Source organism: Sphingobium rhizovicinum, from assembly GCF_042647625.1.
Taxonomy (GTDB): Bacteria; Pseudomonadota; Alphaproteobacteria; order Sphingomonadales; family Sphingomonadaceae; genus Sphingobium; species Sphingobium rhizovicinum.
Map to the genome: position 1 here is coordinate 1,237,927 of NZ_JBHRVU010000004.1, position 24,478 is coordinate 1,262,404.

Sequence of the window (24,478 nt, forward strand, 5' to 3'; positions counted from 1 at the left end):
GTCCGATTATTTCGTCACGGGTTTCACTAGCGGACGAAATCAATGTGACCGCTTGTCTCTTCATAGTGGATTAGGCCTGCCTCGATGGTTTTTATCATTACGCCAGATGAGAGTGTGCCACCGCCGATCATCTCAATAGTAGGCGTATCCCAATCTCCGTAACCGTCCATAAATTGGCGATTATCGAAGTCGCAGACTATCACGCCAGACATACCATCCGCGATAACCTCGTCGCCAATCGCCATCTTTTGCCCAGTCGCGTATCGCACATGGCCTCCGGTTGTTGAAATGTCAGTTCCGGGGACAACTGCCTCACAAAGGGAGTGTCCACAACTGGTCGATAGTTCACCGGCCGCTTCCTTCTGCGGAAACCAGTTCAATCACCCGCAGGCTGCATCCCCGCCTCGCCCCTACGCCGCCTCGTTCAACCGGCAGCTTGTCGCTGCGGCGTCGCGCAATATCCCCGCCAGCAGGTGAAATTCCTTTTCGCGGGGGCTGTTGCGGCGCCAGACTAGGGCGATGTCGCGGTAGGAGCGGTCCGATTCCAGCGGGCGAGCGGTGATGTTGGTATGTTCCAATATGCCGCCGGCGATCGCCATTTCCGGGATCATGGTGACGCCCAGCCCATTGTCGACCATCTGGATTAGCGTGTGCAGCGACGTGCCCATCATCGTCGCGCTGGCGCGCAGGTCCGGGCGGTTGCAGGCGGCCAGCGCATGATCCTTCAGGCAATGTCCATCCTCCAGCAGCAATAATTTGCTTTCGTCGATCATGCCCGGCTTGATCCATTCGGGCGGATTGCTGGGCTCATCCTTCGGGAAGGCGACATAGAGCCGGTCCTGAAACAGGATTTCGCTGTCCAGTTCGCCCATGGCGAAGGGCAGGGCCAGCAGCACGCAATCGACATTGCCGTGGCGCAGCGATTCGATCGCCGCCTGACTGGTTTCTTCGCGCAGATAAAGTTTGAGTTCGGGCCGGTCGGCGCGCAGCCGGGGCAGCAGGCGCGGCAACAGGAAGGGGGCGATGGTCGGGATCACGCTCATGCGCAGTTCGCCGGTCAGCGGCTTGCCCGATGCTTCGGCGATGGCGGCCAGTTCCTCCGCCTCGCGCAGGACACGGTGCGCCTTTTCCACGATGCGGTCGCCCAGCGCGGTGAAGCGCACCACGCGGCGGGTGCGCTCCACCAGGGTGACGCCGATCAGCGATTCCAGTTCGCGGATGCCCGCCGACAGGGTCGACTGGGTGACGAAACAACTGTCGGCTGCCTTGCCGAAATGCCCCTGTTCCTTGAGCGCCACCAGATATTGGAGCTGTTTCAGGGTTGGCAGGTAACTGGACATTTATCGGATTCCTCGATCAGAAATCCGAATATAAGCGTTTTACCCGATATATCCAAGATATTTGGCGACACCGAACATCGACGTCAGCGTCAGGATGACGCCGACCGCCGTGAACAGCCGGCGCGGCGCGACATGGCGAGCGAGCATCGCGCCAAAGGGGGCCGCCACGACGCCGCCGATCAGCAGGCCGAGCGTGTAGGTGGTGAAGGTTTCCCAGCCCAGATGGAACAGGAAGGTCAGGCTGATCGCGGTGGTCAGGATGAATTCGACCGAATTGACCGTGCCGATCGTGTGGCGCGGGCTGGACCCCTGAAGCAACAGGTTGGAGGTCACGACCGGACCCCAGCCGCCGCCGCCCGACGCATCCATGAAGCCGCCGACCAGCCCCAGCGGCGTCACCCATTTGGGATCGCGCGGCTTGGGCGGCAGGTGGAAGCCGCGCCAGATGAGATAGAGGCCGATCGCCGCCAGATAGGTCTGGACGAAGGGTTTGACGACCGCGCCATCAATGTTCGACAACAGGTAGGCGCCGGTCACGCCGCCGATCACGCCGGGGACGATGAGTTTGGCGAAGAGTTTCCAGTCGACATTGCGATGCAGGATATGGCTGATCGCCGAAACGCCGGTGGTGAAGGTTTCGGCGACATGGACGCTGGCGGAGGCGCGGCTGGGCGGAACGCCGAGCGCGAGCAGCAGCGTGCTGGAGATAACGCCATAGGCCATGCCGAGCGCGCCATCGATGATCTGCGCGCCGAATCCGACGAGGATGAAGGGCCAGATGTCGCCGAAATTGGCGATTAACATTTCGATCATCCGCTACCCTTCATTTCGATTGTCTACCGTCATGATTGGAATATCCTGGCGCGCCAAGCAAGTTTCTATTTATCGCGGAAAAGCGGCGATGCGGCCGCCATCTGGAAATGCACGCGCAATTCCCTTATATGCGTTGCTCATAACAACGCTTGGAATGATCAGGGACGCTTGCATGGTGCGCAACCTCATTGCCTATCTGGATTCGGTGAAGAGCCGCGATCCTGCGCCGCGCTCCCGTGCCGAAATCCTGCTCTATCCCGGTGTGTGGTCGCTGGCCTTCCATCGCGTGGCGCACCGACTCTATCGGGCGCGGCTGTTCTTTCTGGCGCGGGCGGTCAACCATTTGTCGCGATTCCTGACCGGCAATGACATTCATCCCGGCGCGACGATCGGCAAGCGCTTCTTCATCGACCATGGCTTTACCGTGATCGGCGAAACGGCCGAGATTGGTGACGACGTCACCCTGTACCAGAATGTCACGCTGGGCGGCACGGATCCGGCCAACGGCATTGCCGGCAAGCGCCACCCCACGCTGCATGACGGCGTGATCGTGGGATCGGGCGCGCAGGTGCTGGGGCCGGTGCAGGTCGGCAAGCGCGCGCGCGTAGGCGCCAATGCGGTCGTGACCAAGGATGTGGCGGACGGGGCGACCATGGTTGGCATTCCGGCGCGGCCGATGCTGGTCGATGTGACCGCCTATCAGCGGGATTTCATGCCCTATGGCACGCCCTGCACCGATTGTTTCGACCCGGAAAAGCAGAAGCTGGAACTGCTCCAGTGCGAGGTTGAGCAGTTGCAGAAGCGGCTGGCCGAACTGATGGCGGAGCGGCAGACGCCGGTATTGCCCGCCGATGATGCGCCGCTGTTCAAGGAGCGCGGCCGGGCCTGATGACCAATGTGACGCCGTTTCCGGGCAATGGAGCGGGGCAGGTCGGGTTCGACCGGCTGGAGTTGCAGCGGATCATGGACCTGTATGGCCGCATGGTGTCGGCCGGCCACTGGCGCGATTATGCGATGGACATGGGGCGCGAGGCGGCGATCTTCAGCGCCTTTCGCCGTAGCGCCGAGCGGCCCGAATATCGGATCGAAAAGCGCCCGGCGCTGCGTCATCGGCAGGGCATGTGGGCGCTGGTCGGCGAAAGCGGACAGGTGCTCAAGCGCGGCGCGGAATTGCAAGGCGTGCTGGCCCCGGTAGAACGCAAATTGCTGCGGATCGTGGAGGATTGAGGCATTTAACGAACCGTCATTTGGAACAGATGGCGGCTCGTTAGAGTATGATGCGATTAGATTGAACCGCATCATACTCTAAGAGTCTTTTGTTTTCCGTAGTTTGCGAGCCGTCATCTGTTCCAGATGACTTCAAAATACTCTAAAGAGCCTCTCAGGCGACAGCCCGGTCCAGATAGGGCAGGCGGTCGGTGATGCGCGGCGGCAATCCACCCACGATCAGCGCGCGGGCGTGATGCCAGAGGGCCGACAGCAGCAGCAGGGCCGAGCCGATCACCAAAGTCGTGAGTGCCCAGGACATTTCCACCGCGCCCGCCTGCCGGAACAGGGCGTAGAGGGCGAAGAGGACATAGGCGAGGCTGGACACCAGCAGCGCGCGCCGGTCGATCGCCAGCGCGACGAGGCCGAAGGCGACATAGAGGGCGATCACCAGCAGAGCGCGGCCGACGCCGATTTCGTCGCCATCCAGCACGCCCAACAGGTGGAACAGCGAATGGGCGATCATCGGGGCGGCGGCCAGATGCAGCCAGAAGGCGACGTCCGACCGGCGCGTGGTGCGGGCGCGATCGCTGATGTCCCACCACATGGCGAGGGCGAAGATGGCGAGGCCGCCCGCCAGCAGCATCAGATAGGGCAGGGTGGGGCTGTCGGGCGACGCGGCCATGATCAGGCCCGCCACCACGCCAGCCGCGGCGACGGCGCCCGCCGCAACGGTGATCGGCACCATGAAGCGACGCCAGTGCAGCCATGCGGCAAGGCCGCTGGCAGCCGCCACGCCCGCCATGATGAGCGAAGCGAGGCTGTCGCCCGCGTGCGGGAAGGCGCGGATCGCCAGCGCGAACAGGGTGAAGCCGGTGCCGCCGACGAAGCCGGCCAGCAGCAGGATGGAGGGCAGGGCCATGCGCCGCTGGCGGGTGAAATATTCGGCCAGACCCCAACTGACCGCCGCGATCAGCAGGCCGGACAGGAAGGCGGGTTCATGCTCCGCCGCGCCGAGGCGCAGGCTGTTGCCCAGCCAGCCGACTGCTACCAGCAGGATGATGCTGGCGATCGACACGAAAATGTCGTTGAAGCCGGTCAGCAGGCGGAAATGTTCTTCATCCACCACCGGACTGGCGCGCAGCCGCGCGACATGATCGCGCAATGCCTGCGCCGCCTGTGCGGGGATAACCCCCGCCGCCACTGCATCCTGTAGGTCGCTTTCGCTATACATCGTCCTGCTCCCGGGACTGTCCGAGACGCGATCATAGCACTACTGTATTGCTCCATCAATACAGTTGGGGTGCGGCCGGTGCGGGTGCGCCATAGGCGCCGTTCAGCGCGCTGCTCGGTTCGCCATGCTGTCGTCCTGCTCCAGGAAACCGCGCAGTTCGCTGATGAACAGGTCGAACTGGTCATGGTGCAGCCAGTGGCCGGCGTCGGCAAATTCAACCAGGCGCGCGTCGCGGAAATGGTTCATGCGCCCATCCTTCGCCGGATTGGAGGCCCAGCTGTCGCTGCCAAGGCAGAGCAATGTCGGGCAGTCGATTCGCGACCAGAAGTCGGGCAGGTCCAGATCGCCCTCCGCTCCGGGCGCCATGGCGTTGAGATAGGGATCGAATTTCCAGCGATAGCTGCCATCCTCATTGCGGTTCACGCCATGGATGGTGAGGTGCATCGCCTGTTCGACCGACAGATGTTCGTTGCGTTCGCGCATGCGGCCGACGGCTGCTTCGATCGTGGGATAGCGGCGCGGCGTGCGGCGGGCGCTGGCGCGGCGGCCGTCAATCCATTTGCGCCAGATGTCGGGCGCTGGCTGTTCGACCTGTTCGAGCAGGCGGCCGGGCGACAGGCCCAGACCTTCGATCGCGACGACCTTGCGCAGCTTTTCCGGGAACAGGCCGGCAAAGCGCAGGCTGATCGCGCCGCCCAGCGAATGGCCCACGATCGTCACCGGATCGCGATCCAGCAGATCCACCAGTTGCGCCAGATCATAGACGAAATTGGCCATCATATAGGAGCCGTCCGGCGACCAGGCGCTGTCGCCATGGCCGCGCAAATCGGGCGCGATCACATGATAGTCGCGCGCCAGCGCCCGCGCCGTCCAGTCCCAGCTGCGCGCATGGTCGAACCCGCCGTGGACGAGGATGAGGGGCGGCGCCGACGGGTTGCCCCAGTCGAGATAGTGGAGGCGTTGCCGCAGGGACGTGAAAAAATGCGACGTCGGGGTGAGCGCGGTTGGCGTGTCCATGCTATCGCGCGGCGGAGAAACGAAAGATCATGTCCCCCCATTGGCGAACATCCTTCCGGTTGCAAGCAAAGAGCGATGAAAATCGTCTTTTTGTAAATATTTCGCGCATGCAGTTCGAACATAGATTCAATGCGGCGAAAGAATAGAATCGCCCACGTCGCCGGCTGTCCTGCCAGAACCGCTGCGGCCGGCGCTGGCCACGACATGCGCCAGATCGGCCTGCCGAAACGGCTTGTCCAGCCGCGGCCGGCCGGTCGCGTGGGGCGGCAGTTCGGCAAAGCCGGTGATGATGATGACCGGCAGCCCCGGGTGGCGTTGTTCGATCGCATCGGCCAGTTGCGCCCCGGTCATCCCCGGCATGGCGTGGTCCGTCACCACAAGGTCGATTGCGCCGCGCTCCAATATGCCCAGGGCGTCCTGCGCGGAAGACGCCTGAAACACCGTATGGCCCAGTTCTTCCAGCATGCCTGCCGTGTTCATCAACACCAGATTGTCGTCATCGACGGCCAGAATGACCAGTGGCCGGTCCTGTTCGGGCCAGTCATCCCTGTTTGCAGGTTCGGCCGACAGGGCGGCGTCATCCTGCGCGATCGGCAGCCAGAGCGTGACGGCGGTGCCCATCGCCGGTTCACTGGCAATGGTCAGCGATCCGCCACATTGTTGCGCAAAGCCATGGACCATGGACAGGCCAAGGCCGGTGCCCTTGCCAATGCCCTTGGTGGTGAAAAAGGGTTCGCGGGCGCGCTCGATGGTGGCGGCGTCCATGCCCTCGCCATCGTCGATCACCGACAGCCGGACATAGCGGCCTGCCGCCAGATCGGTGCGTTCGTCCGGCGCGATGGCGACTTCGGCGCCATCGATGACGATCCTGCCGCCTTCGGGCATGGCGTCGCGCGCGTTGACCGCCAGGTTCAGCAGCGCCAGTTCCAGTTGCGCCGGATCGGCATGAGCGGTGGGCAGGGCCAGCGGGAAATGGGTTTCGATGCGGGCGGCGGTGCCCAGCGTGGTGCGCAGCAATTCGGCCATGCCCTGCACCAGACCGATGCAATCGACGCTCTGGAGCCGCAGTTCCTGTTTGCGGGCAAAGGCCAGCATGCGCTGGGTCAGTGTCGCGCCGCGCTCCGCCGCCATCATCGCATTGTCCAGATAGCGGGCAATGTCGCCGCCATTGGCCAGCCGCCGCCGCGCCAGATCCAGGCTGCCGACGATGACCGCCAGCAAATTGTTGAAATCATGAGCGACGCCGCCCGTCAGCTTGCCAATGGCCTCCATTTTCTGGGTCTGGACGATGGCGTCGCGCGCGTCGTCCAGCGCGCGCTGTGCTTCGCGCCGTTCGGTCAGGTCGCGCGTAACCTTGGCAAAGCCGAGCAGCCGGCCGTCTGGCGCGCGGATGGCGTCGATCACCGCATTGGCCCAGAAGCGCGACCCATCCTTGCGGATGCGCCAGCCTTCCGATTCGAACCGGCCATCGCGTTCGGCGCTATGTAGCGCGCGGGACGGCAGGCCGGCAATCCGATCCTCTTCACTGTAGAATCGCGCAAAATTCTGACCGATAATCTCTTGCGCGCTATAGCCCTTGGCGCGTTCTGCGCCGGCGTTCCAGCTTGTCACCGTGCCCACGGGATCGATCATGTAAATGGCGTAATCGGTCACGCTCTGCACCAGCAGGCGGAACCGCTCTTCGCTTTCGCGCAGCGCTTCCTGCGCGGCGCGGCGTTCGGTCAGGTCGCGCGTGACCTTGGCAAAGCCCATCAATTGCCCGTCCGGCGCGCGAATGGGGTCGATCACGACATTGGCCCAGAAGCGTGATCCATCCTTGCGCACCCGCCAGCCTTCCGCTTCGAACCGGCCGTCATGTTCTGCGGTATAGAGCGCCAGGGCGGGGATGGCCGTGGCCTGATCTTCGGGTGTGTAGAAGCGGGAGAAATGCTGGCCGATAATTTCGTGCGCTTCATAGCCTTTGAAGCGGCGTGCGCCGGCATTCCAGCTGATCACGATCCCGTCGGGGTCGATCATGTAGATGGCGTAATCGGTCACGCTCTGCACCAGCAGTTCAAAGCGATTGTCAGCCTGTTCCAGTGCGGCGGTAATCATCATGTCCCCGTTTGCGCGGCCTTCTGCAATCGGCCTTGCCTGCGGCAAAACACGCCGTCGCATCGTTCGTTCCACAATCGACATGGATCGCGGCGTGATCGGGCAATTTCAGCCCCTTGACTTGGGCCGTCGCGCTGCCCACGACGACGACACAATTGGGACAGGATGGCATGGTGGAAAAGGCGACGATCACGGTCATAGGGGAAGCGATGCTGGAGCTGAGCCGCAGCGATGGCGACGGCTGGAACCTGCGCTATGGCGGGGACGTCATCAACACGGCGGTTCATCTGGCGCGATCGGGCGATCATGTGCGGCTGGCCAGCGCGCTGGGCGCGGACCCGATGAGCGCGCAATTGCTGAGCCAGTGGCAGGTCGAAGGCGTCGATACGGCGCTGGTGATCGCGGCGAAGGGGCAATTGCCCGGCCTTTACGCAATCGAAACCGATCCGGACGGAGAGCGCAGCTTTCATTACTGGCGCAGCGAAGCGGCGGCGCGCCGCATGTTCGACCTGCCCGAAAGCGCGGACATGGTGGCGCAGGCGGCGCAATCGGACCTGCTCTATTTCTCGCTCATCACGCTGGCGATTTTGCCTGACGCCGGGCGCGAGGCGCTGCTGGCGCTGGCGGCGCAGGTGAAGGCGCGGGGCGGCAAAGTCGCGTTCGACGGCAATTACCGGCCGCGCCTGTGGAGCGATGCAGCGACCGCCTGCCTGTGGCGCGACCGCGCCATCGCACTGTGCGACATCGGCCTGCCGACGCTGGCCGATGAAGTAGAGATGGGCGAGGCCGATGATGCGGCCGACGCGGCGGCGCGCTGGGGCGCGGACGCGGGGCGCGAGATTGTGGTGAAGCTGGGCGGTGATGGCTGCCTGGTCGACGGGACGATCGTGCCGATCCCGCAGAAGCTGACCGTGATCGATTCGAGCGGGGCGGGGGACGCCTTCAATGGCGGTTATCTCCACGCCCGGCTGGGCGGAGCGGAGCCGAAGGACGCGGCGCTGGCCGGGCACCGGCTGGCGGGCTGGAATATCGGCCGGCGCGGCGCCATTCCGGCGAAGGATGCTGACGCGCCCTATTGAAGGCGCGCGCCCGTTGACGCGGGTTCAAGCCGCAGCTAAGGCCGGGCTCGCAGCGCGACGAGCGCCATGCGGGTGTAGCTCAATGGTAGAGCAGCAGCTTCCCAAGCTGACGACGGGGGTTCGATTCCCCTCACCCGCTCCAAATCCATCCCTGTCGTAATTTGAACCGGCGTCCGGTCAGCCGACCTGTCGCTTCGCCAGTTTGCGCGCCAGCGTGCGGCGGTGCATGCCAAGGCGGCGGGCGGCTTCCGATATGTTGAAGTCGCTGTCTTTCAGCACTTCATGGATATGTTCCCACTCCAGCGTCTTGATGGAGGTGGGGCGGGGGGCAATCTGCGCTTCGGGGTCGCCGCCCGATCGCGCGAAAGCGGCTTCGATGTCGTCGGTGTTGGACGGTTTGGCGAGATAGTTGGTCGCGCCCAGCTTGATCGCCTCCACCGCGGTGGCGATGCTGGCGAAGCCGGTCAGCACGACGATCAGCATCGCGGGATCATGGGCGTGCAGCGCCTGCACGCAGGCGAGTCCCGATTGCGGGCCGAGCTTCAGGTCGACCACGGCATAGCCGGGGCGGTTGGCGGCGAGCAGGGCGGTGACGCCTTCCAGACTGTCGGCGGCCAGCACATCATAGCCGCGCCGTTCGAAGGAGCGTTTGAGCGTGCGGGCGAAGCCTTCGTCATCCTCGACGATCAGAAGCTGCTTGTCATTCGCCATCGCTTTCCTCCTCCAGCGCCAGCGTTGCGAAGGGCAGGCGCAGCTGGACCATTGCGCCGCCATCCGCCCCGTTGCTGGCGTCGACCCTGCCGCCCAGCTTGCGCACGACGTTGAACACCAGGAACAGGCCCAGCCCGCCGCCCTGCCGGCCCTTGCTGGACCGATAGGGTTTGCCGACATCGGCCAGCATGTCCGGGCTGAACCCCCGGCCATTGTCGTGCACGGCGATATGCAGCCACTGGCTGTCCCGGCTGATCATCATGTTGATATAGGTTGCGCCCGCTTCGCGCGCATTGTCGAGCAGGTTGGTGACGGCTTGTCGGATCACGGGGTCGGCGACGATGCGGGGATAGTCATGCGGGCCGAAATCGCTGCGCAAGGCAAGGCCGGGATTGGCGGCGCGCCAGTCGCGGGCGATGATTTCCATGAAGCTGCGCACGTCGGCGGCTTCGGGCGCTTCGCCGCGCGCTTCGCCGGCGGACATGAGGATGCCAGTAAGGATCGCCTTGCAGCGTTTGACTGCGGCTTCCATCTCACCGACTTCCTCCACCAGGGTCGGGTCTTTGCGAATCTGGGGCATGTGCCGCCAGTCGCCCAGCACGACGGCGAGTTGGGCGAGGGGGGTGCCCAGTTCATGCGCCGCGCCCGACGCCAGCAGGCCCATGCGGACGATATGTTCTTCTTCCACCGCCTGTTGCCGCAGCCGGGCGAGATAGGCTTCGCGCTGCTGGAGATTGTGGGTCATGCGGGTCATGAACAGCACCAGCAATACCGCAATCATGATCAGGCAGATCAGCGTGCCGACGATGTGCAGGTCGAACAAATGGCCTTCGAGCGGTTCGCTCAGGTCCAGCGGGCGATAGGCGATGGCCAGCATCGCCGCGCAGGCGGAGGAGACGGCGACAATGCCCCATACGCTCCATCGATGCAGCAGCACCGCGCCCAGCGCCACCTGCACCAGATAGAGCGAGATGAAGGGGTTGGTCGCCCCGCCGCTCAGATACAACTGGGTGGTCAGCGCCAGCACATCGAACAGCAAGGACAGGAACAGTTCGGCATGGGTGATGTCGGCGCGGCGGCGCAGGATCATCAGGCTGCCGATGTTCATCAGCACGGCGATGGAGGGCACGACCAGCATGGACGACAATGGCAGGCGGATGGCCATGCCAAAATGCACGATCAGGATGGTGGCGATCTGCCCGGCGATGGCGATCCAGCGCAACTGCACCAGCAGCGCCATGTTGCGCCGGCCGGCCGCGTCGGCAGGCCACTGGCTTGGCAGCCAGCGGATGCGCTTGGCGACGGGCGCGGTCATCCCCGGCGATCTTTTCCAGTCTGGCGCATGACCAGTATATAGGCGCCCACCGTCATCGCCGCCAGCACGAACCAGGTGATGGCATATTGCAGATGATTGTTGGGGAAGGCGATGACGGTCAGGCCGCCGACCGGAAAGCCGGTGGGCGAGGGCGCCGTGCCGGCATCGATGAAATAGCTTTGTTCAACGCGATCAAGGCCGCGCGCCTTGGCGATGGCGGCGACGTCGCGCGAATGCCAGCGGTCGCCGGCGGGATCGTTGCTGCGCAGGAAGCCGCCGCCCGGCTCGGTCAGGCGCAGCAGGCCCGTGACCTGGACCTGGCCCGTCGGGCGATCGTAGCGCGTCTTGCGGTCGGGCACGAAGCCACGGTTGATGAAGGTGATGCCGCCATCGGCGCGGCGCAGCGGCGTCATCAGCCAGAAGCCGGGGCCGCGCACGGTGACAGCCTGCGTCAGGGCGGCCTTGTCATGGAGGAAGGCTCCGGTCAGCGTGACGCGGCGATATTCATCGTCCTTGGTGGCGGTGGCCGGGGCGGGGACGGGGGGGGCGTGGACGCGGGCGTCGACACGGGCGATCAGGTCGCGCTTCCAGGCGAGGCGTTGCACTTGCCAGATGCCGAGCGCGGAGAAACCGGAAAAAATGATCAGGGCAATCAGCGTCAGCCCGATCAGGAAAGCCGGGGAGCGTGTGGCGCGCCCCCCGGTGTTCGCCGTTGTCACGGCATTTCGCTCATGTTCGCCATGGCGTTCATGTCATGGCCGGCGTTCATTTCGCCGGTCATGTCCATATCCGCATGGGGCATCATATTATTGTTCATATGATACATGACCCAGGTGGACCCTGCGAGCACGATGACCACCAGAACGAGGGTCAGCGCCATCGCCATGAACGACCAGCCGCCTTCGACGCGGGTGTTCATGTGCAGGAAGTAGATCATGTGCACGACCACCTGCACCGCCGCAAAGGCGATGATGATGAAGCCGGTCAGCTTGGGATCGCCCAGCGCGCCGGTCATCACCAGCCAGAAGGGAATGGCCGTCAGGATAACCGACAGGCCGAAACCGATCATGTAGCTGCCGAAGCTGCCATGCGATCCTTCTTCATGATGGTCATCGTGATGATCGTGACCATGGCTGTGGACAGCGTCGCTCACCGCAGGACTCCCATCAGATAGACAAAGGTGAAGACGCCGATCCAGATGACGTCGAGGAAGTGCCAGAACATGCTGAGGCACATCAGGCGACGCTTGTTGGCGGGGATCAGGCCCTTCTTGGCGACCTGCACCATCAGCGTGATCAGCCAGATCGAACCGAAGGTGACGTGCAGACCGTGGGTGCCGACCAGCGTGAAGAAGGCGGACAGGAAGGCCGAACGCTGCGGACCCGCGCCCTCATGGATGAGGTGGGCGAATTCATAGAGTTCGATGAACAGGAACGCCCCGCCGAACAGCAGCGTGACGAACAGCCAGCCCTGGGTGGCGCTGACCTTGTTCTTTTCCATCGCCAGCATGGCGAAGCCATAGGTGATCGACGAGAAGAGCAGCATCGCGGTGTTGATCGCGACGAGCGGCAGGTCGAACAAATCCTTGGGGCCGGGGCCGCCGGCGAAGCTGCCGCCGAGCACGGCATAGGTGGCGAACAGGATGGCGAAGATGAGGCAATCGCTCATCAGATACATCCAGAAGCCCAGCGAGGTGCTGTGTCCTTCGTGGAGGTGCGGTTCCTCGGGCAAATGATATGCCCGAGGTTCCGTGTTTGCAGTTGCGCTGCTCATGTCAGTCAGACTCCAGCGGCGAGGATGCGCGTGCGCTCTTCCTCGGTGCGCGTCACATCCTCGACCGGGATGTAGAAGTCGCGCTTGTAGTTGAAGGTGTGGAAGATGGCGAAGCCAACGATGCCGACGAAGCTGAGGCCCGCAAGCCACCAGATGTACCAGATCAGGGCGAAGCCGCACAGCGTCGACAGGGCCGCCAGGATGACGCCGGTGCCGGTGCTGCTGGGCATGTGGATCGCCTGATAGCCGGTCAGCGGACGCTGATAGCCATTCTTCTTCATGTCCGCCCAGCTGTCGGCGTCATAGACGACCGGCGTGAAGGCGAAATTATACTCGGGCGGAGGCGAGCTGGTCGCCCATTCCAGAGTACGGCCATCCCACGGATCGCCTTCCACCTTCAGTTCGTCGCGCTTCCAGATGGAGAGGGCGAACTGGAGGAGCATCGCGCCGATGCCCGCCGCGATGATGGCGGCGCCCAGGGCGGCGATGATGAAGTAGATCTGCAAGCTGGGATCGTCGAACACGCGCATGCGGCGGGTGACGCCCATCAGGCCCATGATGTACAGCGGGGTGAAGGCGAGCCAGAAGCCGACCTGCCAGCACCAGAAGCTGACCTTGCCCCAGAATTCGTTCAGCTTGTAACCGAACGCCTTGGGCCACCAGTAGTTGATCGCCGCGAACAGGCCGAACAGAACGCCGCCGATGATCACGTTATGGAAATGCGCGATCAGGAACAGCGAGTTGTGCAGCACGAAGTCTGCGGGCGGAACCGCCAGCATGACGCCGGTCATGCCGCCGACCGTGAAGGTCAGCATGAAGGCCACGGTCCACATCATCGGCAGTTCAAAGCGAACGCGGCCGCGATACATGGTGAAGAGCCAGTTGAACAGCTTCGCACCCGTCGGGATCGAGATGATCATCGTCGTGATGCCGAAGAAGCTGTTGACGCTGGCGCCCGAACCCATGGTGAAGAAGTGGTGCAGCCACACGAGGTACGACAGCACCATGATGCAGCAGGTTGCGTAAACCATCGAGGTGTAGCCGAACAGACGCTTGCCCGAGAAGGTCGAGGTGACTTCCGAGAAGACGCCGAACAGCGGCAGGATGAGGATGTAGACTTCCGGGTGGCCCCAGATCCAGATCAGGTTCACGTACATCATCGGGTTGCCGCCGAAGTCGTTCGTGAAGAAGTTGGTGCCGGCATAGCGGTCAAGCGACAGCAGGACCAAAGTGGCGGTCAGGATGGGGAAGGAAGCGACGATCAGGATGTTCGCGCAGAGCGAGGTCCAGGTGAAGACGGGCATCTTCATGAGGGACATGCCGGGCGCGCGCATCTTCACGATGGTCGCGATCAGGTTGATGCCCGACAATGTCGTGCCCACGCCTGCCACCTGCAACGCCCAGATATAATAATCGACACCCGTGGCCGGGCTATAGTCGATCCCCGAGAGCGGCGGATAGGCGAGCCAGCCGGTCTGGGCGAATTCGCCCAGGAACAGCGAGGCCATCACCAGCACCGCGCCGCCCGTGGTCATCCAGAACGAGAAATTGTTCAGGAAGGGGAAGCTGACGTCGCGGGCGCCGATCTGGAGCGGGACGATATAGTTCATCAGGCCGGTGATGAAGGGCATCGCCACGAAGAAGATCATGATCACGCCATGGGCGGTGAACACCTGATCATAATGATGGGCGTTGAGATAGCCTTCGGACCCGTTGAAGGCCAGAGCCTGCTGAAGCCGCATCATGATGGCGTCGGCAAAGCCGCGCAGGAACATGATGAGGCCCAGCACCATATACATGATGCCGATCTTCTTGTGATCGACGCTGGTGAACCATTCCTTCCAGAGATAGCCCCAGAGCTTGAAATAGGTGAGCGCCGCGACGACGGCCGCGCCGCCCAGCACCACCGCGCAGAAGGTCGCGACGACGATGGGTTCATGCCATGGGAATGCATCCCATGTCAGACGACCGAAGATCATCTGTGCTGTTGTGAGTGTACCGGTCATGTCTCTTACCGATGCTGCGCGTGCGCGTCAGCGCCGCTGTGAGAGGAATGATCGGCCGGGGCCTGTTCAGCACCGGGCGCATCGGGAGCGGTTTCCTTGCCCTCGTTGCGGTCGGTCTGGTCGATCACATGGCTGTTGGGGAAGTCATATTGAAGACCTTCGGTCTCCTTCGCCGATTCCTTGCCCGCGCCGCCCATCTGGTTGATGTGCATCAGTTCGCCCATGCAGCGCTGGCCCGGCTTGGGGCACAGGTTGACGATGGCGTCGAACAGCTTGGGATCGGCGGCCGAGAAATAGGCGACGGGCGCCTTTTCGCTGGGCTTGGCGAGGGTCTGGTAGACGTCGCGGCTCAGCGTGGCGTTGCCGGCCTTCACCTTGGCGACCCAGGCGTCGAAGCCGGCCTTGTCCAGCGCCTTGTAGCCAAAGCGCATATGGGTGAAGCCCGCGCCCGAATAGTTGGCCGAGAAGCCGGTGCCGGTGACGGGCTTGTTGGCGACGGCGTGGAGCTGGGTCTTCATGCCGGGCATGGCGTAGATCTGGCCGGCGAGTTCGGGAACGTAGAAGCTGTTCATCACGGTCGATGCAGTGATGTCGAAGCGGACCGGAACATTGGTGGGCAGGGCCAGTTCATTGACCGTGGCGACACCCAGTTCAGGATAGATGAAGAGCCATTTCCAGTCGAGCGCAACGACCTGAACCGTCAGCGGCTTGACCTTGGGGTCGATGGCCGTCTTTGCGTCGATCCGGTCAAGCGGACGATAGGGGTCCAGCTTGTGGGTGCTCACCCAGGTCAGGGCGCCCAGAGCGATGATGATCAGCAGCGGGGCCGACCAGATCAGAAGCTCCAGCTTGGTGCTGTGATCCCAGTCAGGATCATAGTCCTTTTCCGTCGCTTCGTTCGTGGCGCGATAGCGCACCGCGAACCAGACGACCATGGCCATGACGGGGATGACGATGAGGAGCATCAGCGCGACCGAGATCAGGATCAGGTCGCGTTGTTGCACCGCAATGTCGCCCGACGGGTTCATCACGACCCAGTTGCAGCCCGCCAGCGGCGCTGCAAGGATCGGAGCGGACCAGCGCAAGAGCCTGATCCATTTGGGTGAGTGAGGGTGTGACATGGCGCGCGACTAATCCTTCCGCAGCGAGTCCGCCAGTGGGCAATTTGTCCAATTGTGTGCGGACGCAAAAAATGTTTGGACTATGGGATACTGCTTAGACTCTGCGTGTTTTCTGTTATGCTGTGATTCCACGGCCACTGGCAGACGATATAAGAACCGCACCGGTGGCCTTGCCAAGGAGCGGATGTCTATGAGTTCTGGGGCCATTGCCTTCACCTCCACGCCACTTGAGGATGATGCGCGCAAGATCAACGCGCGCGACCATTCCATCGCGCCGGGTGACATTTCCATCGGGGTGATCATCGGTCGCACCTCCGAATTTTTCGATTTCTTCGTTTACGCCATCGCCTCGGTGATCGTGTTCCCGAGTCTCATCTTTCCCTATGTGGATGCGCTGACCGGCACCCTTTATTCTTTCGCGATCTTTGCCGTCGCCTTCATCACCCGGCCGCTGGGATCGCTGATCTTCATGGCGATCGACCGGCGCTATGGCCGCGGCACGAAATTGACCGGCGCCCTGTTCCTGCTGGGCAGCTCCACCGTCGCCATCGCCTTCCTACCGGGATATGAAACGATTGGCCACTATGCCGCGGTCGTTCTGATCGTTTTGCGGGCGGCGCAGGGCATTGCGCTGGGCGGCACCTGGGACGGCCTGGCCTCGCTATTGTCGCTTAACGCGCCGCCGCATCAGCGCGGCTGGTACGCCATGGTGCCGCAATTGGGCGCGCCGCTGGCGCTGTTGGTGGCGAGCGGCCTGTTCGCCTTCTCGATCCTGAACATGACGGAAGCGGATTTCCTCGACTGGGGCTGGCGCTATCCCTTCTTCGTCGCCTTTGCGATCAACGTCGTGGCGCTGTTCGCCCGGCTGCGCATCGTGGTGACGCATGAATTCGAACGGTTGTTCGAACAGAAGGATCTGCAACCCTCGCCAGTGATCCCGACGGTGAAGAAGGAAGGGCGCAACATCATCATCGGCGCCTTCGCCCCGCTGGCCAGTTTTGCGCTGTTCCATATGGTGACGGTGTTCCCGCTCAGCTGGGTCGCCTTGTTCACCGATCAGCCGCTTGACCGCTTCCTGATCATCGAAATGATCGGCGCATCGGTTGGCCTGCTCGCCATCGTCGTCTCCGGCTTCATCGCCGACCAGATCGGTCGCCGTTCGCTGCTGGGCTGGTCGGCCGGCGGCATCGCGATCTTCGCGCTGATGGCGCCGCTGCTGCTCAATGGCGGCGAACTGGGCGAAGTGGCCTTCATGATCCTGGGCTTCATGCTGCTGGGCCTGTCTTTTGGCCAGTCGTCGGGCGTCGTGGCGTCCAACTTCGCGACTGAGGCGCGCTATACCAGTTCGGCGCTGACGTCCGACCTTGCCTGGCTGGTGGGCGCTGGCTTCGCGCCGTTGCTGGCGCTGTTGCTGTCGGTCAAGTTCGGGCTGGCGGCGTCGGGCATCTATCTGTTGTCGGGGGCGGTCGCGACGATTGCGGCTCTCTACATCAACAAGGAACTGGCCGGCCGCGACCGTTAAGCGGCTGTTTGAAAATGCGCCTTTGGCGCATCCGCACCGGCCCGCGCCCCCACCCGACCACCCATCAGGATACCATGTCTGGGCGGTCGGGTGGGGGGCGGGCCGGTGCCGCCACGAAAATGCGCCCTTTCGCGCATTTTCCAAACAGACTCTAAGCGGCGTCCCGCATGCGCTGAAGCGCCTTTCGGTCGAACCATCCGGTCAGGCCGGGGCGCGGACGCCAGCGGGGCAGCCAGTCCGCATAAAGGCTCGCAAGACGCGCGGGGAGGCCGGATGGTCCCTCGCGCGTCATGATGTCGGACACGATCCGGTTCTGGAAAAAGCGGACCGAATAGTTGATCAGCCTTTTATATTGCATGGCCCAGGTCGACGGGCGGGCGATGCTGACCTGTTCGGCCAGGAAGCCCGCGCCGTCGCAATGGCGCACCCGGTCATGCACCCAATGGCTGTCGTCCTTAAGGTCGGTATGCGCCCAGGCGGCGACCAGCCCGTCGTCGCCGATCAGATCGTCCGGCAGGCGCAGCCCGCGCGCGCGGATCGCCGCGACGAAGCGGCCCGATAGCGCATAAAGATCGCCGAACAGGCCGCCTTCGGCCTTCAAGCCGTCACGATAGACCTGCGCCATGCGGCCGTTCATCGGCATGCCGGCAGAGGCGTTGGCGTCCGGGTGGGCGGCAAGATCCGCCACCAGCGCGTCGAAGGAGCCGGGGGTGATTTCCGCGTCGCCATCCATGAAGACGACGGCGTCTTCCGCGCCGGTCAGCAGATGATGGACGGCGTGGTTCCAGGTGCGGGACTTGCCGCCCTGTGCGATGTCATGGACGATCACATGGGGGCGGGCGCCCGCCGCCGCCTTTGCCCGCTCGACAGTGGCGTCGGTGGTGCCGTTCACCAGCACATGAAAGAGCGTGTCCGGCCGGTCCAGCGGCAGCGAGGCGAGGCAGAGGCCGATCCGCCGTTCCTCCTGATGCGCGAAGATGGCGACAGTCAGGGCCATGGCTCTAGCGGAAGTCCCAGCTCTGCTGGCCATGCTGCGCGGCGTCCAGCCCTTCGGCCTCGGTCTGTGCGCTGACCCGCATCGGGATGAGGACCGACACGATCAGCGCGGCGATGGCGCTGCCGACCAGGCCCCAAAGTGCGACGACGATCACGCCGATGATCTGGCTGAGCAGCGCGCCGGACAGGCTGATGCCGCCTTCAAAGCCCACGCCGCCCAGCAAGGGCAGGACGAAAAGCGGCAGCAGCAGCACGCCGGTCATGCCGCCAAGGCCATGGATGATGAAGAGCTGTGCGCCATCATCGACCCGGCGGCCGACGAGCGCCGCGCCAAGACGGCAGATGATGGCCGCGATCACGCCGATCAGCATCGCCCCGCCAGTGCCGACCAGCGCGGCGGAGGCGGAGATGGCGGCGATGCCGGCCAGCGCGCCGGATAGGACGCCGGTCGCGCTGCTGCGCTTTGTCGTCAGCTTGTCGATCAGGGCCCATGTCAGCGCGGCGGCGCAGGCGGCGAAATGATGGTTGAGGATGGCGGTGGCGGCGTCATCGGTCGCGCCCAGCGCCCAGCCGCCGACCACGCCCGACAGGCCGATCCACAGCAGCGCGCCGCCCGCCATGCCCAGCACCGGCGCATGGCCGGGATCGGAATACTCCCGTCGCGCGCCCGCGATCAGCGCCAGCGCCAGCCCGGAAAAGCCCGCCAGCCCATGCACCACCAGCCCGCCGGCAAAATCCATGACGCCAAGACCAGCCAGCCAGCCGCCGCCCCAGGCCGCATGGGCGACCGGCACATAGACCAGCAGCAGCCACAAAGGCGTAAAGAGCAGCCACCAGCCGATCGGCGTGCGCTCCGCCACCGCGCCTACCAGCAGGGCGCAGGCAAGCAGGGCCAGCGCTAGCTGGAACAGGACGAAAGCCGATTCAGGGATGGTCAGCCCGTCGCGCAGCTGCGCCAGATTGGCGAGCAGCAGGTTCGCGCCGCCGCCCAGCCAGTCGCCGCCCGGCGCATAGACAAGGCTGTAGCCCGCAATTGCCCAGGTCAGGGATGCCGTCGCGACGACGCCCGCGCCCTGCGCGATCACCGCCAGCGCGCTGCGCACATTCACTCCGCCCGCATGGCGCAGCATCAGTCCCGGCAGCGCGGCCAGCAGCACCAGCAGCGCGCACAGGATGGTCCACCCCGTATCGCCGCTGTCGGCAGCCGCCACCTGCGCAAGGGCAGGCTGGGGCAGGGCCAGCGCGGCGAGGAAGGGAAGGGCAAGGGAAAGGCGCATCAACGAAACCTGCCTGTTTTCATGGGCCTGTTAAAACAGGGCTGTCAGAATTGGCAGCGGTCTAGCGCAGGGCTGGTAAAGTTTTCGATAAGCAAGCAGCGGCGGCGCTCGCCCGATGTTGTGAACCGCCATGAGCCGCGGATCGCCATCGTGCAGGCGTTTGACAAGCGCCGCGCCGCTTCCCCATATTTGCGCAGGCAAACGGCATCGTGCAGGACGAAGCACCTCGCTCTGAGAGCCATTTGCTGTCCGCATGCCGCGGGTCGCCGACTATTCAGCCGGCTTCAGAATGCTCTTTATCGCCACAGCCCCGCCAGCATGGCCAGCACGCCGCGCTCTTCCGCCGCATTGCGCGGCTTTGGCGCGCCATAGCCCCGGCATTCGAGGCAATCGGCGCGCACGCCGGCGCCCATGACCAGCGCCTTCACGTCCGACACCGCCTGCATCGCCCAGCCGCGCTGCATCCATGCCTGCCGCGCGAGCATGTCGCGCGGCGCGGCGGCCTCATCCTGTTGGCGGTCGACGATCGACTGGACGAACTCGGCGAATTTATCGGGCTGCTTCTCGATATAATAGGGCTTCGCCTTTGCCGGGTCGATCTTGGCGCGGCGGGCGGCTTCGGCAATGGCGTCCTCCAGCCCGCCGAAGCGATCGACCAGACCGATCTGGCGGGCGGTGCCGCCGTCCCAGACGCGGCCCTGCGCAATGGCGTCAATCTGTTGCGGGGTGCGGTGGCGCGATTGCGCGACCAGTCCGGTGAAGCGGCGATAAATATCCTCGACACCCAATTGCATGATCTGGTCAAATTCCGGCGTGGTGCCGCCGGTGACATCGGGCTGGCCAGACAGCGGGGTGGTGCGCACGCCGTCCGTGGTGATGCCCATCTTCGCCAGCGTGCCTTCAAAGCTGGGGATGATGCCGAATACGCCGATCGATCCGGTGATGGTGTCCGGCTCGGCAAAGATGACGTCGCCCGGCGTCGACACCCAATAGCCGCCGCTGGCCGCGACATTGGCCATGGACACGACCACCGGCAGGCCGGCGGACTTGGCCTGCATGATGGCGCTGCGAATCTTTTCCGACGCCATGACCGATCCGCCCGGCGAATCGACGCGCACGACCAGCGCCTTCAGATCCTTTTCGTTGAGGGCGGTCAGCAGCAGGTCGGAAATGGTGTCGCCCGCCGCCGTGCCGGGACCGGCTTCGCCATCGACAATGTCGCCGGCTACGGTCAGCACGCCGATCTGGCCATTATTGGCGGGCTTGTTCACCTTCACATAACGATCGAAATCGATGCTGGCGAAGCTGCCGGCCTTGTCATCGGTTGGTTCACCAGCGATGTCCGCGACATGCTCGCCAAAGGCGGCTTCGTCGCCGAGTTTATCCACCAACCCTGCCGCCAGCGCCGCTTTGGCCATGTCGCCCCCTGCGGCCTGTGCGGCCGCCAGCGGATTGGCGGCATAGGCGGCGATCTTCGCCTTGGGCCGGGCTTTGACCACATCATCCTGCCAATTCTGCCACAAGGCGCCGGCCAGCGCCTGATTGGCCTGTTTGGCTTCGGGCGACTGCTGCGTGCGGGTGAAGGGCTCCACAAAGCTTTTATAGGTGCCGACGCGATAGACATGGGTGTTGACGCCCAACTTGTCGATCAGCCCCTTATAATAAAGATTGGAGCCGCCCCGGCCCAGAATCGCGACGCCGCCCAGCGGATCGCTCCATATTTCGCTGGCATGGGCGGCCAGTTGATAGCCATCGTCGCTATAGAGGGTGGCATAGGCCAGCACCGGCTTTTTCGCCGCGCGCACGGCATCCAGCGCCTTGCCCACGCGCGCCATCGCGACCTGACCGCCGCCGACGAAACCGTCGAGGTTGAGGACCACGGCCTTGACCTTGCTGTCGGTCTTTGCCGCGTCCAGCGCGGCGACCACGTCGGACAGGCGATATTCCTTTGGTTCCTGCCCGGACCCGCTGAGCAGCGCCATCGGACTGACTTCCGTGGGTTGTTCGACGATGCTGCCATCCAGATCGAGCAGCAGCGCGCCCGAAGACACGGTCTTGCCCGGCTTGGGCGAGAAGGACAGGGCGGCGTAGAGCGCGCCAAAGAAGAGCAGGAGGAAGAGGAGGACGAGGCCATCCTTGATCGCGACCAATATGCGCCATGCGCCCTTCACAAATGCCAACTCGGCTGCTCCTTCATCTTGAACCTTCTGGCTATCGCAAGGACGCCTTTGCTGCAATGTGGGGCAGTATCTGTCCGCGACAAGCTTGCGCCCGTGATTTTGCCCGTTATGGGAAGCACATCATTTGCCGTTATCGTGTAGGAGACGCGCCACATGCCCACTCTCGTCCTTATCCGTCATGGCCAGTCGGCCTGGAATCTGGAAAATCGCTTCACCGGATGGTGGGACGTCGATGTGACGGAAAAGGGTGTGGAGGAAGCGCGCGCCGCCGGACGGCTGCTGAAGGAAAAGGGGCTGGATTTCGACCAGTGCTATACTTCGGTCCAGAGCCGCGCGATCAAGACGCTGAACATCGTGCTGGAGGAAATGGGGCGTTTGTGGCTGCCGGTCGAAAAGGACTGGCGCCTGAATGAACGCCATTATGGCGGCCTCACGGGCCTCAACAAGGCGGAGACGGCGGCCAAGCATGGCGATGATCAGGTGAAGGTCTGGCGTCGCAGCTTCGACGTTCCGCCGCCGGTGCTGGAAGCGGGCAGCGAGTTCGACCTGTCGGCCGACCGCCGCTATGCCGGCATCTCGATTCCGTCGACCGAGAGCCTGAAGGACACGATCGCCCGCGTGCTGCCCTATTGGGAATCGACCATCGCGCCCGACCTGAAGGCCGGCAAGCGCGTCGTCATTTCCGCCCATGGCAATTCGCTGCGCGCGCTGGTGAAGCATCTGTCCAACATCCCGGACAGCGAAATCACCGAACTGGAAATCCCGACCGGCCAGCCGATCGTCTATGAACTGGCCGACGATCTGAGCGCGATCGACCGTTATTATCTGTCGGAACGCTGATTGGCAGGAGGCGGTGAACGGCTTCGCGCCGCTCACCGCTCCGGTTTTTTAGCCCTTGGCCGCCTTTGCCCGGGCGGCGACGCGCTGTTCCAGCATCGACAGAGGCATTGCCCCTTCCTCAAGAATGGCGTGGAACTGCTTGAGATCGAAGGCATCGCCCAGTTCCGCCTGGGCCGCGGCGCGGGCTTTGCTCCATACGCCATGGCCGACCTTGTAGCTGGTCGCCTGACCCGGCTGGGTGCAGTAACGCTCCACTTCCCGCTGGCAGCGCGGGCGGGCAAAGCCGGTCTTTTCGACCATATAGTCGGTCGCCTGCTCCCGGCTCCATTTCTTCGCGTGGATGCCGGTGTCGACCACCAGTCGCGCCGCACGGAACAGGAAGGACTGGAGATAGCCGGCCCGGTCGATTGGCGTCGCATAACCGCCCAGTTCGTCCGCCAGTTGTTCGGCATAGAGCGCCCAGCCTTCGGTATAGGCGCTCATGAAAGCGGTCTTGCGCAGCATCGGAATGTCGCCCGCGGTCTGCGCCGTCGAAATCTGGAGATGATGGCCCGGCACGCCTTCATGATAGGTGAGCGAGGGCAGGCCATATTTCGGCCAGTCGCCGACATCCTTGAGGTTGATGAAGTAGATGGCCGGACGCGATCCATCCAGCGCGGCGCGGTTATAATAGCCGTTCGACGCGCCATCCTGAATCTCCACCGGCACTGCGCGGATTTCCAGCGCCGTGTCAGGAATGGTCGCGAAGGCATTGGGAAGCTTTGCCTTCATGGCGTCGACGTCGCGGTTCAGCTGGGCGATCAGGGCGGCGCGCCCTTCCGCGCTGTCGGCATAAAGCTGGGCGGGATCGACATTGAGCGCGGCGAGCCGTTCGCCGATCGTGCCGTTGCTGCGGCCCGCGCCCTTCAGGATCGTGTCGAGTTGCGCGCTGATGGCGGCCACCTGCTCCAGCCCCATGGCGTGGATCTGTTCGGCGCTAAGGTCCGTCGTGGTCGCCTGCTTGAGCGCGGCGGCGTAGATCTCATCGCCGCGCGGGGTGCGCCATACGCCGTCACCCGCCGCGCTCTTGGCCCTGAGCGCTTCAATCGCGGCGATCTGCTGGTCGAGCGCGGGATAGATGGATTGCTCCACGATGGCGACGGCCTGACCCTGCCAGTCGCCCGCTATGCCTTTGGCGGCGGCGCGCTTTACGAGGGACTGGACAATCGAACTATCTGCGGCGGGCTGGCCGCGCAGCTTCTTCAACTGGCCCAGCGTCAGGTCGAGTGACCAGCCGGGCGCCAGATAGCCGCGCGCCGCTTCATCCCGCTGGAGCGCGGTGTCGGTGCGCAGGTTGCGGGCGAAGGCGTCGAGCCGGGCGACATAGGCTTCGCAATCGGACGCAGCGCTGATGGTGTGGGCGGTGTTGAGAAAATCGGGTGTCTGGAAATAGCTGCCGCCCTGCTGGAAGATGCGATAGGGGCGCTGCACGCTGTTGAGGCCGAATGTGCCGGCGGACACGGTCTGCTGGCCCAGCGCATAGAGGACGACATCCAGATTGAGGCGCTGCGCGTCGGAGAGGGTGGCGGATTTATAGCCATCCAGTTCTCTGATCGCCGCCTGCGTCGCCGCCAGCTTCTTCATCATGCCAGACTTGCTGTTGTCGTCGAGCTGGCTCTTCGCGCCGGCGCGGCCGCCCTTGTCCAGCCCCAGGCTCGTCACCATGCCGGGCGACAGGTCCAACTGGCGGTCGAAGATGGACGCGAAGGCGGCGGACAGGCGCGCATCGTCGCCGCCGGCCGTCTGCGCAAAGGCGCGGGGCGTGGCCGCGGTGAGGGCGACGGCGCCCGATGTGGCGAGAAATTGACGGCGGTCCACTGGCGACTCCCTTATGTCGGACAATGGCTTAGCTCTATCGCGCGGCGGGGGCGATCCGTCCAGCCGCTTGCAATATTGTTACGTCAGCGAGACAGAT

22 protein-coding genes and 1 tRNA gene are annotated in these 24,478 nt (G+C 64.0%); 6 read left to right on the forward strand and 17 right to left on the reverse strand.

Annotated features, from left to right (window positions below; all coding sequences use genetic code 11):
- Positions 1–26: 26 nt before the first annotated feature.
- The 3 genes from ACFOKF_RS07420 to ACFOKF_RS07430 all read right to left on the reverse strand — a co-directional run bounded on the left by ACFOKF_RS07420 (position 27) and on the right by ACFOKF_RS07430 (position 2,153).
- The gene (locus ACFOKF_RS07420; RefSeq protein WP_380794504.1) at positions 27–245 is read right to left on the reverse strand and encodes a hypothetical protein; all 219 of its coding nucleotides are present in this window, start codon (positions 243–245) and stop codon (positions 27–29) included.
- A gap of 165 nt (positions 246–410) precedes the next feature.
- Positions 411–1,340 (reverse strand): hydrogen peroxide-inducible genes activator, encoded by a 930-nt coding sequence (locus tag ACFOKF_RS07425; RefSeq protein ID WP_380794506.1) that lies wholly within the window; start codon positions 1,338–1,340, stop codon positions 411–413.
- Between the two features lie 39 nt (positions 1,341–1,379).
- Positions 1,380–2,153 (reverse strand): sulfite exporter TauE/SafE family protein, encoded by a 774-nt coding sequence (locus ACFOKF_RS07430; protein ID WP_380794509.1) that lies wholly within the window; start codon positions 2,151–2,153, stop codon positions 1,380–1,382.
- A gap of 172 nt (positions 2,154–2,325) precedes the next feature.
- Between ACFOKF_RS07430 and epsC the strand changes: the two genes are divergently transcribed.
- Positions 2,326–3,042: a serine O-acetyltransferase EpsC gene (epsC, locus tag ACFOKF_RS07435; RefSeq protein ID WP_380794512.1), complete on the forward strand. Its 717-nt coding sequence runs from the start codon at positions 2,326–2,328 to the stop codon at positions 3,040–3,042.
- The gene (locus ACFOKF_RS07440; protein WP_380794515.1) at positions 3,042–3,380 is read left to right on the forward strand and encodes a DUF2794 domain-containing protein; all 339 of its coding nucleotides are present in this window, start codon (positions 3,042–3,044) and stop codon (positions 3,378–3,380) included. Before epsC ends, ACFOKF_RS07440 begins: the two co-directional genes overlap by 1 nt.
- A 154-nt stretch (positions 3,381–3,534) precedes the next feature.
- On the opposite strand, the gene ACFOKF_RS07445 is transcribed toward ACFOKF_RS07440, so the two are convergent.
- The 3 genes from ACFOKF_RS07445 to ACFOKF_RS07455 form a co-directional block, all read right to left on the reverse strand.
- Positions 3,535–4,593: a hypothetical protein gene (locus tag ACFOKF_RS07445; protein WP_380794518.1), complete on the reverse strand. Its 1,059-nt coding sequence runs from the start codon at positions 4,591–4,593 to the stop codon at positions 3,535–3,537.
- Positions 4,594–4,695: 102 nt separating this feature from the next.
- Positions 4,696–5,610, reverse strand: a complete 915-nt coding sequence (locus tag ACFOKF_RS07450) for an alpha/beta fold hydrolase (protein ID WP_380794521.1) — start codon at positions 5,608–5,610, stop codon at positions 4,696–4,698.
- Positions 5,611–5,736: 126 nt separating this feature from the next.
- Positions 5,737–7,704 (reverse strand): hybrid sensor histidine kinase/response regulator, encoded by a 1,968-nt coding sequence (locus ACFOKF_RS07455; RefSeq protein WP_380797705.1) that lies wholly within the window; start codon positions 7,702–7,704, stop codon positions 5,737–5,739.
- Between the two features lie 170 nt (positions 7,705–7,874).
- Between ACFOKF_RS07455 and ACFOKF_RS07460 the strand changes: the two genes are divergently transcribed.
- Both ACFOKF_RS07460 and ACFOKF_RS07465 read left to right on the forward strand, forming a co-directional pair.
- Entirely contained in the window at positions 7,875–8,783 is a 909-nt protein-coding gene (locus tag ACFOKF_RS07460) for a sugar kinase (RefSeq protein WP_380797706.1), read from the forward strand.
- Between the two features lie 68 nt (positions 8,784–8,851).
- Positions 8,852–8,925: transfer RNA gene (locus ACFOKF_RS07465), tRNA-Gly, on the forward strand.
- Between the two features lie 35 nt (positions 8,926–8,960).
- Here ACFOKF_RS07465 and ACFOKF_RS07470 read toward each other — a convergent pair.
- Genes ACFOKF_RS07470 through cyoA form a run of 7 tightly spaced genes read right to left on the reverse strand, consistent with a single transcriptional unit; the run spans position 8,961 to position 15,709 of the window.
- Positions 8,961–9,494: a response regulator transcription factor gene (locus ACFOKF_RS07470; RefSeq protein WP_380794523.1), complete on the reverse strand. Its 534-nt coding sequence runs from the start codon at positions 9,492–9,494 to the stop codon at positions 8,961–8,963.
- The gene (locus ACFOKF_RS07475; RefSeq protein ID WP_380794526.1) at positions 9,484–10,809 is read right to left on the reverse strand and encodes an ATP-binding protein; all 1,326 of its coding nucleotides are present in this window, start codon (positions 10,807–10,809) and stop codon (positions 9,484–9,486) included. The genes ACFOKF_RS07470 and ACFOKF_RS07475 overlap by 11 nt, the downstream gene beginning before the upstream one ends.
- The gene (locus tag ACFOKF_RS07480) at positions 10,806–11,528 is read right to left on the reverse strand and encodes an SURF1 family protein (protein WP_380794529.1); all 723 of its coding nucleotides are present in this window, start codon (positions 11,526–11,528) and stop codon (positions 10,806–10,808) included. The genes ACFOKF_RS07475 and ACFOKF_RS07480 overlap by 4 nt, the downstream gene beginning before the upstream one ends.
- Positions 11,525–11,962 (reverse strand): cytochrome o ubiquinol oxidase subunit IV, encoded by a 438-nt coding sequence (gene cyoD, locus ACFOKF_RS07485; RefSeq protein ID WP_380794532.1) that lies wholly within the window; start codon positions 11,960–11,962, stop codon positions 11,525–11,527. Before cyoD ends, ACFOKF_RS07480 begins: the two co-directional genes overlap by 4 nt.
- Positions 11,959–12,582, reverse strand: coding sequence for a cytochrome o ubiquinol oxidase subunit III (gene cyoC, locus ACFOKF_RS07490; RefSeq protein ID WP_380794535.1), 624 nt, complete (start codon positions 12,580–12,582; stop codon positions 11,959–11,961). The genes cyoD and cyoC overlap by 4 nt, the downstream gene beginning before the upstream one ends.
- A gap of 5 nt (positions 12,583–12,587) precedes the next feature.
- On the reverse strand, positions 12,588–14,588 hold the full coding sequence (gene cyoB, locus ACFOKF_RS07495; protein ID WP_380794537.1) for a cytochrome o ubiquinol oxidase subunit I: 2,001 nt from the start codon (positions 14,586–14,588) through the stop codon (positions 12,588–12,590).
- Positions 14,589–14,593: 5 nt separating this feature from the next.
- The gene (gene cyoA / locus ACFOKF_RS07500; protein ID WP_380794539.1) at positions 14,594–15,709 is read right to left on the reverse strand and encodes a ubiquinol oxidase subunit II; all 1,116 of its coding nucleotides are present in this window, start codon (positions 15,707–15,709) and stop codon (positions 14,594–14,596) included.
- 190 nt (positions 15,710–15,899) lie between these two features.
- Here cyoA and ACFOKF_RS07505 point away from each other — a divergent pair, with 190 nt between their 5' ends.
- Positions 15,900–17,231: an MFS transporter gene (locus ACFOKF_RS07505; RefSeq protein WP_298401745.1), complete on the forward strand. Its 1,332-nt coding sequence runs from the start codon at positions 15,900–15,902 to the stop codon at positions 17,229–17,231.
- A gap of 151 nt (positions 17,232–17,382) precedes the next feature.
- Here ACFOKF_RS07505 and ACFOKF_RS07510 read toward each other — a convergent pair whose 3' ends face one another.
- The 3 genes from ACFOKF_RS07510 to sppA form a co-directional block, all read right to left on the reverse strand.
- Positions 17,383–18,228 carry a glycosyltransferase family A protein gene (locus ACFOKF_RS07510; RefSeq protein WP_380794543.1) on the reverse strand — a complete coding sequence of 282 codons (846 nt, stop codon included), beginning with the start codon at positions 18,226–18,228 and terminating at the stop codon, positions 17,383–17,385.
- A gap of 4 nt (positions 18,229–18,232) precedes the next feature.
- Positions 18,233–19,504: an ammonium transporter gene (locus tag ACFOKF_RS07515; protein WP_380794546.1), complete on the reverse strand. Its 1,272-nt coding sequence runs from the start codon at positions 19,502–19,504 to the stop codon at positions 18,233–18,235.
- 296 nt (positions 19,505–19,800) lie between these two features.
- Positions 19,801–21,684 carry a signal peptide peptidase SppA gene (gene sppA / locus ACFOKF_RS07520; RefSeq protein WP_380794549.1) on the reverse strand — a complete coding sequence of 628 codons (1,884 nt, stop codon included), beginning with the start codon at positions 21,682–21,684 and terminating at the stop codon, positions 19,801–19,803.
- A gap of 153 nt (positions 21,685–21,837) precedes the next feature.
- Between sppA and gpmA the strand changes: the two genes are divergently transcribed.
- On the forward strand, positions 21,838–22,524 hold the full coding sequence (gpmA, locus tag ACFOKF_RS07525; RefSeq protein WP_380794552.1) for a 2,3-diphosphoglycerate-dependent phosphoglycerate mutase: 687 nt from the start codon (positions 21,838–21,840) through the stop codon (positions 22,522–22,524).
- Positions 22,525–22,572: 48 nt separating this feature from the next.
- Here the strand turns inward: gpmA and ACFOKF_RS07530 are convergent, their stop codons facing one another.
- Positions 22,573–24,381 carry a DUF885 domain-containing protein gene (locus ACFOKF_RS07530; protein ID WP_380794555.1) on the reverse strand — a complete coding sequence of 603 codons (1,809 nt, stop codon included), beginning with the start codon at positions 24,379–24,381 and terminating at the stop codon, positions 22,573–22,575.
- Positions 24,382–24,478: the final 97 nt, after the last annotated feature.

What these genes read in the sequence shown, in the direction of transcription:
- ACFOKF_RS07420 (WP_380794504.1), bottom strand. Translation starts at nt 245, where the DNA reads ATGGCGATTGGCGACGAGGTTATCGCGGATGGTATGTCTGGCGTGATA.
- ACFOKF_RS07425 (WP_380794506.1), bottom strand. Translation starts at nt 1,340, where the DNA reads ATGTCCAGTTACCTGCCAACCCTGAAACAGCTCCAATATCTGGTGGCG.
- ACFOKF_RS07430 (WP_380794509.1), bottom strand. Translation starts at nt 2,153, where the DNA reads ATGATCGAAATGTTAATCGCCAATTTCGGCGACATCTGGCCCTTCATC.
- epsC (WP_380794512.1), top strand. Translation starts at nt 2,326, where the DNA reads ATGGTGCGCAACCTCATTGCCTATCTGGATTCGGTGAAGAGCCGCGAT.
- ACFOKF_RS07440 (WP_380794515.1), top strand. Translation starts at nt 3,042, where the DNA reads ATGACCAATGTGACGCCGTTTCCGGGCAATGGAGCGGGGCAGGTCGGG.
- ACFOKF_RS07445 (WP_380794518.1), bottom strand. Translation starts at nt 4,593, where the DNA reads ATGTATAGCGAAAGCGACCTACAGGATGCAGTGGCGGCGGGGGTTATC.
- ACFOKF_RS07450 (WP_380794521.1), bottom strand. Translation starts at nt 5,610, where the DNA reads ATGGACACGCCAACCGCGCTCACCCCGACGTCGCATTTTTTCACGTCC.
- ACFOKF_RS07455 (WP_380797705.1), bottom strand. Translation starts at nt 7,704, where the DNA reads ATGATTACCGCCGCACTGGAACAGGCTGACAATCGCTTTGAACTGCTG.
- ACFOKF_RS07460 (WP_380797706.1), top strand. Translation starts at nt 7,875, where the DNA reads ATGGTGGAAAAGGCGACGATCACGGTCATAGGGGAAGCGATGCTGGAG.
- ACFOKF_RS07470 (WP_380794523.1), bottom strand. Translation starts at nt 9,494, where the DNA reads ATGGCGAATGACAAGCAGCTTCTGATCGTCGAGGATGACGAAGGCTTC.
- ACFOKF_RS07475 (WP_380794526.1), bottom strand. Translation starts at nt 10,809, where the DNA reads ATGACCGCGCCCGTCGCCAAGCGCATCCGCTGGCTGCCAAGCCAGTGG.
- cyoC (WP_380794535.1), bottom strand. Translation starts at nt 12,582, where the DNA reads ATGAGCAGCGCAACTGCAAACACGGAACCTCGGGCATATCATTTGCCC.
- cyoB (WP_380794537.1), bottom strand. Translation starts at nt 14,588, where the DNA reads ATGACCGGTACACTCACAACAGCACAGATGATCTTCGGTCGTCTGACA.
- cyoA (WP_380794539.1), bottom strand. Translation starts at nt 15,709, where the DNA reads ATGTCACACCCTCACTCACCCAAATGGATCAGGCTCTTGCGCTGGTCC.
- ACFOKF_RS07505 (WP_298401745.1), top strand. Translation starts at nt 15,900, where the DNA reads ATGAGTTCTGGGGCCATTGCCTTCACCTCCACGCCACTTGAGGATGAT.
- ACFOKF_RS07510 (WP_380794543.1), bottom strand. Translation starts at nt 18,228, where the DNA reads ATGGCCCTGACTGTCGCCATCTTCGCGCATCAGGAGGAACGGCGGATC.
- ACFOKF_RS07515 (WP_380794546.1), bottom strand. Translation starts at nt 19,504, where the DNA reads ATGCGCCTTTCCCTTGCCCTTCCCTTCCTCGCCGCGCTGGCCCTGCCC.
- gpmA (WP_380794552.1), top strand. Translation starts at nt 21,838, where the DNA reads ATGCCCACTCTCGTCCTTATCCGTCATGGCCAGTCGGCCTGGAATCTG.